Annotated in this window: 11 protein-coding genes; 4 read left to right on the top strand and 7 right to left on the bottom strand. The window is 71.7% G+C overall.

Annotated elements, in window-relative coordinates:
- Nucleotides 1-225 precede the first annotated feature (225 nt).
- The gene (locus EV378_RS23975; RefSeq protein WP_132429686.1) at nucleotides 226-534 is read left to right on the top strand and encodes an EthD family reductase; all 309 of its coding nucleotides are present in this window, start codon (nucleotides 226-228) and stop codon (nucleotides 532-534) included.
- 90 nt (nucleotides 535-624) lie between these two features.
- Here EV378_RS23975 and EV378_RS23970 read toward each other — a convergent pair whose 3' ends face one another.
- The 5 genes from EV378_RS23970 to EV378_RS23950 all read right to left on the bottom strand — a co-directional run bounded on the left by EV378_RS23970 (nucleotide 625) and on the right by EV378_RS23950 (nucleotide 7480).
- Entirely contained in the window at nucleotides 625-1680 is a 1056-nt protein-coding gene (locus EV378_RS23970; protein ID WP_132429685.1) for a 3-isopropylmalate dehydrogenase, read from the bottom strand.
- Between the two features lie 399 nt (nucleotides 1681-2079).
- Nucleotides 2080-3693, bottom strand: coding sequence for a phosphoglycerate dehydrogenase (serA, locus tag EV378_RS23965; RefSeq protein ID WP_132429684.1), 1614 nt, complete (start codon nucleotides 3691-3693; stop codon nucleotides 2080-2082).
- Nucleotides 3694-3984: 291 nt separating this feature from the next.
- Entirely contained in the window at nucleotides 3985-4989 is a 1005-nt protein-coding gene (gene ilvC / locus EV378_RS23960; protein WP_132429683.1) for a ketol-acid reductoisomerase, read from the bottom strand.
- A 32-nt stretch (nucleotides 4990-5021) separates the two neighbouring features.
- Entirely contained in the window at nucleotides 5022-5531 is a 510-nt protein-coding gene (gene ilvN / locus EV378_RS23955) for an acetolactate synthase small subunit (protein ID WP_132429682.1), read from the bottom strand.
- Complete coding sequence (locus tag EV378_RS23950; RefSeq protein WP_132429681.1) at nucleotides 5528-7480, bottom strand: acetolactate synthase large subunit; 1953 nt, start codon at nucleotides 7478-7480, stop codon at nucleotides 5528-5530. Before EV378_RS23950 ends, ilvN begins: the two co-directional genes overlap by 4 nt.
- 186 nt (nucleotides 7481-7666) lie before the next feature.
- Here EV378_RS23950 and EV378_RS23945 point away from each other — a divergent pair, with 186 nt between their 5' ends.
- Entirely contained in the window at nucleotides 7667-8161 is a 495-nt protein-coding gene (locus EV378_RS23945; RefSeq protein ID WP_165922454.1) for a PH domain-containing protein, read from the top strand.
- Nucleotides 8162-8421: 260 nt separating this feature from the next.
- Here EV378_RS23945 and EV378_RS23940 read toward each other — a convergent pair whose 3' ends face one another.
- Together EV378_RS23940 and EV378_RS23935 are read right to left on the bottom strand one after the other, a co-directional pair.
- Nucleotides 8422-9192: a maleylpyruvate isomerase family mycothiol-dependent enzyme gene (locus tag EV378_RS23940; protein WP_132429679.1), complete on the bottom strand. Its 771-nt coding sequence runs from the start codon at nucleotides 9190-9192 to the stop codon at nucleotides 8422-8424.
- Nucleotides 9189-9767, bottom strand: a complete 579-nt coding sequence (locus EV378_RS23935) for a TetR/AcrR family transcriptional regulator (RefSeq protein WP_165922453.1) — start codon at nucleotides 9765-9767, stop codon at nucleotides 9189-9191. The genes EV378_RS23940 and EV378_RS23935 overlap by 4 nt, the downstream gene beginning before the upstream one ends.
- Nucleotides 9768-10177: 410 nt before the next feature.
- Between EV378_RS23935 and ilvD the strand changes: the two genes are divergently transcribed.
- Both ilvD and EV378_RS23925 read left to right on the top strand, forming a co-directional pair.
- Complete coding sequence (ilvD, locus tag EV378_RS23930; RefSeq protein WP_132429677.1) at nucleotides 10178-12019, top strand: dihydroxy-acid dehydratase; 1842 nt, start codon at nucleotides 10178-10180, stop codon at nucleotides 12017-12019.
- A gap of 126 nt (nucleotides 12020-12145) precedes the next feature.
- Nucleotides 12146-13132 (top strand): aldo/keto reductase, encoded by a 987-nt coding sequence (locus EV378_RS23925; protein ID WP_132429676.1) that lies wholly within the window; start codon nucleotides 12146-12148, stop codon nucleotides 13130-13132.
- The last annotated feature ends 24 nt before the right edge of the window (nucleotides 13133-13156 follow it).

Raw genomic sequence — 13156 nt, 5'->3', positions numbered from 1 at the left:
AGCAACCGCCGGCAACGCCAACGCAGTCGCCGCTCGCCCATCGATCCCCCAGTCGGACGACGTCCCCTCCGGTCACGATAGCCACGTCGCGACGTGCCGCGGTGCGGAACGACAGGCTGTCCCACATCGTGGGACACCCTGGTCCCGGAGACCGTGGGTGCGCTAGGGAGGACCGGCGTCCGGCGCACCGACGCGCCGGCCCGACGCGACACCGGAGGCAGACCCGTGTTCCAGCTGACCGCGCTCTACAACCACCCCGAGGACCCGGCCGCGTTCGACAAGCACTACGACGGTGTCCACGCCCCGCTGGCGAAGAAGATCCCGGGTATCCAGCGCATGACCATCCAGCGCCCCGGGCCGGACGCCGAGGGCAACAAGCCGAAGTACCACCTGATCGCGGTCCTGGAGTTCGCCGACGCCGAGGCGTTCGCGGCCGGGCTGGGCGGCCCTGAGGGCGCCGCCGCCGTCGCCGACCTGGAGAACTTCGCCGGTGCCGGGATGACGATGGAGACCGGGGAGTCGAAGGAGGTCTGACCGGCCCGTTCCCCCGCGAACGAGGGGCACCCTCGAGCAATCCCGTTGCCCGAAGGTGCCCCTCGTTCGTGCGTGGGGTCGGTCGGCGGCCTAGACCGACGACGCCTGTGGCGGCACGACGTCCCGGCTGCTGACCAGGGCGGCCAGCCGGTCGCCGATCGACGACGTGTTGCCGGTCGCGCTGTGGTCGCGGGTCGCGAGGTCGAACGCGACGGCCGCCTCGATCCGGCGCGCCGAGTCGCGGTGCCCCAGGTGGTCGAGCAGCAGAGCGACCGACAGCACGGCCGCCGTCGGGTCCGCGATGCCCTGCCCGGCGATGTCCGGTGCGCTGCCGTGCACCGGCTCGAACATGCTCGGGTTCGCGCCGCTCCCGTCGATGTTGCCGCTGGCCGCCAGGCCGATCCCGCCGGTCACGGCGGCCGCGAGGTCGGTGAGGATGTCACCGAACAGGTTGTCCGTGACGATCACGTCGTAGCGGCCGGGGTCGGTCACCATGTGGATCGTGGTCGAGTCGACGTGCTGGTAGGCGACCGACACGTCCGGGTGCTCCAGCGACACCTCCTCCACGATCCGGGACCACAGCGACCCGGCGAACGTCAGCACGTTCGTCTTGTGCACGAGCGTCACGTGCTTGCGCGGGCGGCGCTCGGCGCGCGCGAACGCGTCGCGCACGACGCGCTCGACGCCGAACGCCGTGTTCTGGCTGACCTCGGTGGCGATCTCGTGCGGCGTGTCCTTGCGCAGCAGGCCGCCGGTCCCGACGTACGGGCCCTCGGTCCCCTCGCGGACGACCACCAGGTCGATCTCGCTGTGCGCCGCCAGCGGCCCGCGCACACCCGGGTACAGACGTGCCGGGCGCAGGTTGATGTGGTGGTCGAGCTCGAAGCGCAGGCGCAGCAGCAGGCCGCGCTCGAGGATGCCGCTGGGCACCGACGGGTCGCCGACGGCGCCGAGCAGGATCGCGTCGTGCTGCTTGAGCTCGGTCAGCACGGTTTCCGGCAGGAGCTCACCGGTGGAGTGCCACCGGGCCGCGCCGAGGTCGTAGGTCGTCGTCTCGACGTCGCGAGCGACCTCGCCGAGCACCTTCAGCGCCTCGTCGACGACCTCGGGCCCGATCCCGTCGCCGGGGATGACCGCCAGGCGCATACCTCGTCCTCTCGTCGAACTGCTGGCCGCACGCTACCGCTTGCCGACCGAGAGTCATCATCGTGGCCACCCGACGGAGTGTTCCCGGGCGGGTGAAGCGGATCTGTGCTACCCGAACGGACCCCTCAGCCGCGCCGTGTCCACCGCCATCGGGCGGCCGAGCCGAGCACCGCGACACCCGTCCAGACCACCAGCAGCACGAGCCCGACGACCGTCGCCGGGACTCCCCGACGTGCGGGACGACCCCGGCGCCGGACCAGCCGCGCTGCACGAGGTCCGCGATCGGCACGCCCGGGACCAGCACCGACGCTCCCGCCACCGGCCACGACGGGTCCGAACAGAGGCCCGACCAGGGTCGTGCGGCGCCGCATCGGGAGCCGGAGGGCTGGATCCGAGCCCCTAGTCGTCGAAGGACACCAGCCGGATCGTCCGCGCCCCGACGGACGCGCCGACGCCCTCCAGGACGGCCGTGTCGACCTGCCGGTCCACGCGTAGGAGCATGATCGCGTCCGCGCCGTCGGTCGTCTGCGAGATCTGCGCGGCCTCGATGTTCACCGCGGCCTCGCCGAGCAGCGAGCCGACGCGGCCCATCACGCCGGGACGGTCGGCGTACTCGAGCAGGATCACCTCGCCCTCGGCGCGCAGGTCGAAGTGCCTGCCGTTGATCTCGACGAGCTTCTCCACCTCGGCGCGGCCGGTCAGCGTGCCGGACACGGTGACCGACTCGCCGTCGGCCATCGCGGCGCGCAGCTGCACGACGCTGCGGTGGTTCTCGCTCTCCGGAGCCGTCGCGAGCTCCACCGAGACGCCGCGCTCCTCGGCCAGCTGCGGCACGTTGACGAACGTGACCTGGTCCTCGACGACATGTGTGAACAGCCCGCGCAACGCGGCCAGCGTCAGCACCGACACGTCCTCGCCGGCCAGCTCGCCGGACACGTCGACGGTCAGCGAGCTCGGGGTGCGGCCCGCGACGGCGTGCAGCGTGGTGCCCAGCTTCTGCACCAGCGGCAGCCACGGGCGCACCTCGTCGCTCACCACGCCGCCGACCTGCACGTTCACCGCGTCCGGCACGAACTCGCCGGCGAGCGCGAGCTGCACGGAGCGCGCGACGTCGGTGCCCGCCCGGTCCTGGGCCTCGTCGGTCGACGCGCCGAGGTGCGGCGTGACGACGATGTTCTCCAGCTCGAACAGCGGGCTCGACGTCGTCGGCTCGGTGACGTAGACGTCGACGCCCGCGCCGCCGACGTGCCCGGAGCGGACGGCCTCGGCGAGCGCGTCCTCGTCGATCAGCCCGCCGCGGGCGGCGTTCACGATCAGCACGCCCGGCTTCGTCAGGGCCAGCTGGTCCTTGCCGATCAGGCCGAGCGTCTCCGGCGTCTTCGGCAGGTGGATCGAGATGACGTCCGCGGTGCGCAGCAGGTCGTCGAGGTCCAGCAGGTCGATGCCGAGCTGGGCGGCGCGGGCCTTGCCGATGTACGGGTCGTAGGCGACGAGCTCGACGCCGAACGCGGCGAGCCGCTGCGCGACCAGCTGCCCGATCTTGCCGAGCCCGACGATGCCGACCGTCTTGCCGTTCAGCTCGGTGCCGGTGTAGCTGCTGCGCTTCCACTGGCCCTGGCGCAGGCTCGCGTCCGCCGCGGCGATGTGCCGGGCGGTCGCCAGCAGCAGCGCGCAGGCGTGCTCGGCCGCCGAGACGATGTTCGACGTCGGAGCGTTGACGACCATGACACCGCGCGCGGTCGCGGCCGGGACGTCCACGTTGTCCAGCCCGACCCCGGCGCGGGCGACGACCGTGAGCCGGGTCGACGCTGCCAGCGCCTCGGCGTCCACCATGGTCGCGGAGCGGACCATCAGGGCGTCCGCGTCGGCGATCGCCTCCAGCAGTGCGGGACGGTCCGTCCCGTCCACGTGACGGATCTCGACGTCGTCCCCGAGCAGCGCGACCGCGGACGGCGCGAGCTTCTCGGCGAGCAGGACGACGGGGCGGGTCTGGTCTGTGGCGGCGGTGCTCACGATGGTGCGGTGCTCCCCGGTTGTCGGGTGGGTACTCGGCCAAGGTCGGAAGGATTCTAGGCCGACTCACCCGTCCGGTCCGGCCCAGGCGCCGACCCTCCGTCGCGACCACCCACCCCCGCCCCGAACGAACGGCACCTTCGAGCAGTGTGATTGCACGAACGGCACCTTCGTTCGCGGAGTTGAGCGGCCGTTCGCGGAGCTGAGCGGCCCGCACGGCGAACGAGGGGCACCTTCGAGCAATGACATTGCTCGAAGGTGCCCCCGTTCGGAAAGGGGAGTGGGGGTGGGCTACTTCGCCTTCTCCCCGACCCAGGACATCAGGCCGCGGAGCTTCTCACCGACCTGCTCGATCGGGTGCTCCTGGCCCTCCTTCTGCAGGCGGGTGAAGTTCGGGCGGCCGTTCTCGTCCTCGGCCACCCACTCCTGCGCGAAGGTCCCGTCCTGGATCTCCTTCAGGATGGCCTGCATGTTCTTCTTCACGTCCGGGGTGATCACGCGCGGGCCCCGGGTGAGGTCGCCGTACTCGGCCGTGTCGGAGATCGAGAAGCGCTCGTTGGCGATGCCGCCCTCGTACATCAGGTCGACGATCAGCTTGAGCTCGTGCAGGCACTCGAAGTACGCGATCTCCGGCTCGTAGCCTGCCTCGGTCAGCACCTCGAAACCGGTCTGCACCAGGGCCGCCGCGCCGCCGCAGAGGACCGACTGCTCACCGAACAGGTCGGTCTCGGTCTCCTCCTTGAACGTGGTCTCGATGACGCCGGCGCGGGCACCGCCGATCGCGGCCGCGTAGGAGAGCGCGAGCGCCTTGCCGTTCCCGGACGCGTCCTGCTCGACGGCGATCAGGCACGGCACGCCCTTGCCGTCGACGAACTGGCGGCGGACCAGGTGCCCCGGGCCCTTCGGCGCCACCATCGCGACGTCGACGTCGGCCGGCGGCTTGATCAGGTCGTAGCGGATGTTGAAGCCGTGGCCGAAGAAGATCGCGTTGCCGGACTCGAGGTTCGGCGCGACGTCGTCGGCGTAGATGAACCGCTGCTTCGTGTCCGGCGCCAGGATCATGATGACGTCGGCCCACGCGGACGCCTCGGCGGGCGTCACGACCTCGAGGCCCTCGTCAGCGGCCTTCTGCCGGGACTTCGAGCCCTCCGGCAGCCCGATCCTGACCTCGACCCCGGAGTCGCGCAGCGACAGCGAGTGCGCGTGCCCCTGGGAGCCGTAGCCGATCACGGCGACCTTCTTGCCCTGGATGATCGACAGGTCGGCATCGGCGTCGTAGTAGATGTTGACACTCATGACGGGTGGGAAGTCCTCTCGGGAAATCTGAACTAACGGACGGCGGCGGCGGTGATGGAACGCGGGCCCCGGCCGACCGCCACCATCCCGGACTGCACCATCTCACGGACCCCGTAGGGCTCCAGCATGCGCAGCAGCGCGTTCAGCTTGTCGGTGGTCCCGGTGGCCTCGACCGTGACCGCCTCCGGGGAGACGTCGACGACCTTCGCCCGGAACAGCTGCACGGTCTCGAGGACCTGGCTGCGCACCGTCGCGTCGGCACGGACCTTGACCAGCAGGAGCTCGCGCTGGACGGACGTCTCGGGCTCCAGCTCCACGATCTTGATCACGTGCACGAGCTTGTTCAGCTGCTTCGTGACCTGCTCCATCGGCAGCTCGTCGACCTCGACGACGATCGTCATCCGGGAGACCTCCGGATGCTCGGTCGGGCCGACGGCCAGCGACGTGATGTTGAACCCGCGCCGGGAGAACAGGCCGGAGACGCGCGCGAGCACGCCGGGCTTGTCCTCGACGAGCACGGACAGCGTGTGCCGCTCGGTCATCGGTCGCCCCCCTCGGGCTTCAGCGCCTCGGAGACGGTGTCCGAGATCTCGTCCACGCTGGCCACGATCTCCTCGGACTCGAACAGCGGGCGGATGTGGCGGGCGGCCATGATCTCGTCGTTGCTGGTGCCGGCCGCGACCATCGGCCAGACCTGCGCGTCGGCTCCGACCACGAACTCGATCACGACCGGGCGGTCGTCGATCTCCATCGCCCGGTGGATCGCGTTGTCGACGTCCTCCTTGGACTCGACCCGGATGCCCTCGCAGCCCATCGACTGCGCGAGCATCGGGAAGTCGGGGATGCGCAGCTTGTGCGTGTTCAGGTCCGTGTTCGAGTAGCGCTCGCCGTAGAACAGGTTCTGCCACTGGCGGACCATGCCGAGGTTGCCGTTGTTGATCACGGCGACCTTGATCGGGATGCCCTCGATGGCGCAGGTGGCGAGCTCCTGGTTGGTCATCTGGAAGCAGCCGTCGCCGTCGATGCACCAGACGACCTTGTCCGGCACGGCGACCTTCGCGCCCATCGCCGCCGGCACCGCGTACCCCATCGTGCCGAGGCCGCCGGAGTTCAGCCACGTCCGCGGCTTCTCGTAGCGGACGAACTGCGCGGCCCACATCTGGTGCTGGCCGACGCCCGCCGTGTAGACGGCGTCCGGTCCGGCGATCGCGCCGATCCGCTCGATCACGTACTCCGGGGACAGCGCGCCGTCGTCCGGCCAGTCGTAGCCCAGCGGGAACCGGTCCCGCAGCTCCGACATCTGGGACCACCAGACGTCGAGATCGGGCGGGCCCTGCTGCTCGTGCTCGGCGCGGACGGCGTCGATCAGCTCGACGAGAACCTCCTTGCAGTCCCCGACGATCGGCACGTCCGCCCTGCGGTTCTTGGAGATCTCCGCCGGGTCGATGTCCGCGTGCACGATCTTCGCCGCGGGGGCGAAGCTGTCCAGCTTGCCGGTGACCCGGTCGTCGAACCGGGACCCGAGCGCGACGAGCAGGTCGGAGCGCTGCATCGCGGCCACCGCGGCCACCGTGCCGTGCATGCCCGGCATGCCGAGGTGCTGCGGGTGCGAGTCCGGGAACGCGCCGCGCGCCATCAGGGTCGTGACGACCGGGGCCCCGGTGAGCTCGGCGAGCTCCCGGAGCTCCGCGGACGCCTCGGCCTTCAGCACGCCACCGCCGACGTAGAGCACGGGGCGGCTGGCCTGCTGAATCAGCCGGGCGGCCTCCCGGATCTGCTTCCCGTGCGGCCGGGTCGTCGGCCGGTAACCGGGGAGCTGGAGCTCGGGGGGCCAGTTGAAGGTCGTCTGCTCCTGCAGGACGTCCTTCGGGATGTCCACCAGGACCGGGCCGGGCCGGCCGGTGGACGCCAGGTGGAATGCCTCGGCGATCGCCCGCGGGATCTCCGCCGGGTCCGTCACCAGCATGTTGTGCTTCGTCACCGGCAGGGTGATGCCCGTGATGTCGGCTTCCTGGAAGGCGTCGGTGCCGATCAGCGGCCGGGTCTGCTGACCCGTGATGGCCACCAGCGGCACCGAGTCCATGTGCGCGTCCGCGATCGGGGTGACCAGGTTCGTGGCCCCCGGTCCGGACGTCGCCATGCAGACCCCGACCTTGCCGGTGGCCTGCGCGTACCCGGTTGCTGCGTGCCCGGCGCCCTGCTCGTGCCGGACGAGGATGTGCCGGACCCGCGTCGAGTCCAGCAGCGGGTCGTAGGCGGGAAGGATCGTCCCGCCCGGCAGACCGAACACCACCTCGCAGCCGATCTCCTCCAGCGAGCGCACGAGCGACTGCGCCCCGGTGGCGGGCTCCTTCTCGACCCGGTTCCCCGGAACGAGCTGCTGCTGGTCCCCCTTGCTCGCGGCGGGGGTCTCGCCGCGCGGCGCGGGGGTTCGTCCCGGTGGCGGCGCCGGCTTCGGCGCCGAGCCGGATCGGGAGGGGGCGGTGGTCATGGCGTCTGCTCCGCTGGAGATCGGGAACTACTGATGCCGAACATGAAAAAACCCCCGCCGCCCACTACTGGGGCTGGTGCGAGGGTGAGCGCGTCGTGTCCGAGTACGAAAAACTCAGGCGCCGACGCGCCCGGGAATTACGAGAAGTCGGATCGTGAACACGGACCAGACGGTAACACGCGGGTCGTGTACAGGGTCAACGGCGTCCCGTCGATCGAGACGTCCGCGACACCCGGGCCGGGGCACGCGGTCGCGACCGGTGCGAGGATGGACCCCGTGGACGGCGACGTGGACGGGGAGACGGCCGAGCCCCCGCGCCTGGTGTTCCGGCACTCCAGGCTCGGCATCATGGCGGCACTCCTGTTCTGCGTGTGCGCCCTGCCCCTGATGCTGACGGTCCCGTTCTTCTGGCTGGTCCTGCTGCTGCCGATCGCGTACTGCGTCTGGCTGGCGCGGACCCGCACGACCGTCGACGGCGCGACCGTCGCCACGCGCACGCTGCGCGGCTCCCGGGACGTGACGTGGGCGGAGATCACGTCGCTGAAGCTCGACGAGCGCTCCCGGGTGAGCGCGGTGCTGTCCGACTCCTCGGAACTGTCCCTCCCGGCGGTCCGCCTGCGCGACCTGTCCGCGCTCGCCGTCGCCAGCGGCGGACGGATCACCGACCCGGCGCAGGGCTGAGACCGCCGTTCACCCGCGCACCGGCGGAACCCGGACCGCCGTGCGGCTCCTCGTCGACCCACCGGCGTCGGACACGGAGACCGGCCACCGACCGTCCGATCGGACGCGGTCGGATCGGCAGAACGCGGTCGATCCCGCAGAACGCGGTCGGATCCGGAGAACGCGTGCATCCGGGCGCGTGCGTTCTCCACGTCGGGACGCGTCCGCCGCCGGCGGCCACGCTCGGCTGTGGCCGGTGGGACAGCCGGGGCCGCCGGTGCTCAGAACGCCACCGGCGTCTCCATCAGCCCCTCGCCGTCGCCGCGCCCGGACGTGATCCGGCAGAACTCGACGGCGTCGAACGACAGCTCCGGCCCGCCGGACCCGAACGTCCAGCGTCCGCCGGCCGGGCCGTCGAGCGTCAGCGAGCAGGGCTCGCCGTGCCGCCCCGCCCACTCGGCGACGACGTCGGCGACCAGCACGCCGTCGTGCTCGGCGGTCAGCTCGGGCGTGCGCCGGGTGGCCGTCGCGATGTCGATCCGGTGCATCCACTGGTCCCGCGTGAGCACCGTGTCCAGCATGAACCCGAACGTCCAGCGCTCCCGCGTGCCGTCGGGCAGCAGCACGGCCCCCATCGACCGTGCCCGCAGCAGCGCGGGCCTGCGTCGCCTGCTCCGCGCGGCCCTCGGCGCGACCTCGGCGTAGCGCTCGACGAGCTCATCCCCTGACAGGCGGCGGTGCTCGGCGATCTGCAGGGCGTTGAGGTGGTCGGTCGGGTTGCCGCCGTCGCGCTCGAACGCGCGCAGCGCCGCGAGGTACTGCCGCGCCCCCTCGCGGACCGACGACGCGAACTCGGCCATCCCCAGGCAGTGCCCGGCCATCGCGCGCACGTCCCAGCCGGGGCACGCGGTCTTCCGGGTCCAGTCCCGCCCGGACAGGTCGCGCAGCAGGTCGAGGGACCGCTGGTACTCGTCGGCGGCGAGCCGCATCGCGGCGGCGCGGTCGAGTGCCGGTCGCCGGGTCGACGGCGCGGTCGTGGCCGCGGCGGTCATGAGCGTTCCCCCTGGGAGAGCCGTGCCGGGACCGGCAGTCCGAACTCGTCGGCCAGCATGTCCACGAGGCGGTCGACCTGGCGGACGTAGCGGGTGCCGCCCGGGTCGTTCGACCACTGCGTGCCGATCAGGCCGGACAGCATCACGATGAACAGGTCGACGTCGTCGTCGCGGACCTCGCCGACGATCCGCGCGTAGGCTGACCGGAAGCGCTCCAGCACGCGGACGGCCGGCGCGTAGTTCTCCGGGCTCGGCGTGAAGTCGGCGATCACCCGCTGGTCCATCAGCTGGTAGCGGGGCAGGTCGGCGAGCGCGAAGTCGACGAACGTCCTGGCCAGCGCCCGCAGCACCTCGCGGGGCTCGTCCGGCAGCTCGAGCGCGGCCAGCTCCTCGTCGTAGGCCTGCCACGCCTGGCCGAACATCGCGTCGTAGATGTCCAGCTTGGACGCGAAGTGCGAGTACAGCGACGGCGCCCGCATCCCGACGCGGTCGGCGACGGCCCGCAGCGTCAGTCCGGCGATGCCGTCGGCGCGGGCGACCTCCCACGCCGCGTCCAGGATCGCCGCACGGGTCACCGCACGCCGTGTGGCTTTCCACGACGTCGTCGGTTCTCCTAACACAGTTAGGCATTCAAGCGCGGATCGCATCACTATCCAATCGGCCGGACGGGTGCACGATCTTCCGAGTCGACCTCACGGCGTGTCGTCGGACCAGCGTGAGCCGGCCGCCTACGGAATCACTACGGACGAGGATCGACGGCCCGCTCGCCGAACCGCTCACGGCTCGCTCACGACCGACGCACGGCGTGACCGGGCGACGAGGGGCGTACCGTTGGCCCGGATCAGCCCGCTGCGCCCGGGAGACACCGCGCCCGGCGTCCGCGCGGAGCTGTCGGGGCGCACGGGTCACCGCCCGATCGCCCGCCGCGAGACCAGCCGCGCCGGCCGTCCGGCGCCGTAGACGACCCGGCAGGAGAACCACCACGATGCCCGCCCTGCGTTCCCGCGTCACCACCCACGGCCGCAACGCCGCCGGAGCGCGTTCGCTCTGGCGCGCGACCGGGATGGGCGACGACGACTTCGGCAAGCCGATCGTCGCGATCGCGAACTCGTACACCCAGTTCGTGCCCGGCCACGTGCACCTCAAGGACATGGGCGACCTCGTCGCCGGTGCCGTCAAGGAGGCCGGTGGGGTCGCCAAGGAGTTCAACACGATCGCCGTCGACGACGGCATCGCCATGGGTCACGGCGGGATGCTCTACTCGCTGCCGTCGCGCGAGGTGATCGCGGACGCCGTCGAATACATGGTGAACGGTCACGCGGCGGACGCGCTGGTGTGCATCTCCAACTGCGACAAGATCACCCCGGGCATGCTGAACGCCGCGATGCGGCTGAACATCCCGACCGTGTTCGTGTCCGGCGGGCCGATGGAGGCCGGCAAGGCGGTCGTCGTCGGCGGCGTCGCGCAGGCCCCGACGGACCTGATCACCGCGATCTCCGCGTCGGCGTCGTCCCAGGTGGACGACGCGGGGCTGACCGAGGTCGAGCGCTCCGCGTGCCCGACGTGCGGCTCGTGCTCCGGCATGTTCACGGCCAACTCGATGAACTGCCTGACCGAGGCGCTGGGCCTCGCGCTGCCCGGCAACGGATCGACGCTGGCCACGCACGCCGCACGCAAGGAACTGTTCCTCGACGCCGGCCGCACCGTGATGGACCTGGCCACCCGCTGGTACTCGGAGGACGACGCGTCGGCGCTGCCGCGCAACATCGCCACCCGCGAGGCGTTCGAGAACGCGATGGCGCTCGACGTCGCGATGGGCGGCTCGACGAACACGGTCCTGCACATCCTCGCCGCCGCGCAGGAGGGCGAGCTCGACTTCACGCTGGCCGACATCGACGCGGTCTCGCGCCGGGTGCCGAACCTCGCCAAGGTCGCGCCGAACTCGGACTACCACATGGAGGACGTGCACCGGGCCGGCGGAATCCCGGCCATCCTCGGCGAGCTCTGGCGCGGCGGGATGCTGAACACGGGCGTGCACACCGTCCACTCCCCGTCGCTGGAGGAGTGGCTGTCCACCTGGGACATCCGAGCGTCGTCCCCTTCGGACACCGCGACCGAGCTCTACCACGCCGCACCCGGCGGCGTCCGGACCACGCAGGCGTTCTCCACCGAGAACCGCTGGTCCTCACTGGACACCGACGCTGCCGGTGGCTGCATCCGGGACGTCGAGCACGCCTACTCCGCCGACGGCGGGCTGGCCGTGCTGCGCGGCAACCTCTCCGTCGACGGCGCGGTGATCAAGACCGCGGGCATCCCGGAGGACGTCTGGGAGTTCGAGGGCCCGGCCGTCGTCCTGGAGAGCCAGGAGGACGCCGTCTCGGCGATCCTGAACAAGGAGATCAAGCCGGGCGACGTGCTGCTGATCCGCTACGAGGGCCCGTCCGGCGGTCCCGGCATGCAGGAGATGCTGCACCCGACGGCGTTCCTCAAGGGCGCCGGTCTCGGCAAGGCCTGCGCCCTGGTCACCGACGGCCGGTTCTCCGGCGGGTCGAGCGGCATCTCGGTCGGGCACGTGTCGCCGGAGGCCGCCGCCGGCGGCGTGATCGGGCTGGTGGAGCAGGGCGACCGGATCCGCCTGGACGTCCGCGCCCGGTCGCTCGAACTGCTCGTCGACGACGACGTGCTGGCCGAGCGCCGCGCGAAGATGGAGGCCTCGGAGCGTCCGTGGCAGCCGCGCGACCGCGACCGGTTCGTGTCCAAGGCTCTGCGCGCGTACGCCCACCTGGCGACGAGCGCCGACACCGGGGCGGTTCGCCGCGTCCCCTGACCCGAGCATCGCCGAGATGCGGTCCAGCGGGGCTCGTCGATCTCTGCGGCCCGCTGAACCGCATCTCGGTGCGGCACACCCGGCGGAGTTGCGTTCGAGCGCGCTCGAAGGCATAGCGTCACGACCATGACGATCGGAACGCGGACGCTGGGCACGCTCGAGGTCTCGGCACAGGGACTGGGCTGCATGGGGATGAGCCAGGCCTACGGGGACACGTCGGACCGGGCGGAGTCGGTCGCGACGGTCCATCGCGCGCTCGACCTCGGCGTCACGCTGCTGGACACGGCGAACGTGTACGGCGACGGGGCGAACGAGGAGCTGGTCGGGCAGGCGATCGCCGGCCGTCGCGACGAGGTCGTGCTGGCCACGAAGTTCGGGATCGTCCGGGACGCCGAGGGCAACCAGGGCGCGAAGGGCGACCCGGACTACGTGCGGCAGTGCTGCGACGAGTCGCTGCGCCGCCTCGGCGTGGACCACATCGACCTGTACTACCAGCACCGCGTCGACGCGGGGGTTCCGATCGAGGAGACCGTCGGAGCGCTCGCCGGGCTCGTCGCACAGGGCAAGATCCGGACGTACGGGCTGTCCGAGTGCGGCGCGCAGACGATCCGGCGCGCGCACGCCGTGCACCCGGTCACAGCCGTGCAGAGCGAGTACTCGCTGTGGACACGCGGCATCGAGGACGACGTGCTGCCGACGTGCACCGAACTGGGCGTCGGCGTGGTGCCGTTCTCCCCGCTCGGACGTGGGTTCCTGACCGGGGCGATCACCTCGGCGTCGCAGCTCGGCGAGGGCGACATGCGCCGCGGCCTGCCGCGGTTCGGCGAGGACAACCTGAACACGAACCTGGCCATCGTGGACGCTCTGCGCGCCATCGCCGAGCGCCGTGGCGTGACGGCGGGCCAGCTCGCGCTGGCCTGGGTGCAGAGCCGCGGCGAGCACGTCGTGCCGATCCCGGGCACGAAGCGCCGCACCTACCTGGAGCAGAACGTCGCGGCGGCCGAGCTGCAGCTGTCCGCCGACGAGCTCGCCGAGATCGAGGCGGCCGCACCGGCCGAGGCGATCGCGGGCGACCGCTACCCGGCGCACCTGCAGCGCAACGTCGGCCGATGACCTGCGGCGGGTAGCCTCCGCCGG

This window comes from Pseudonocardia endophytica (assembly GCF_004339565.1).
Classification (GTDB): Bacteria; Actinomycetota; Actinomycetes; order Mycobacteriales; family Pseudonocardiaceae; genus Pseudonocardia; species Pseudonocardia endophytica.
The sequence above is the reverse complement of the archived record's forward strand: the minus strand, read 5'-3'. Positions and strand labels throughout refer to the sequence as shown.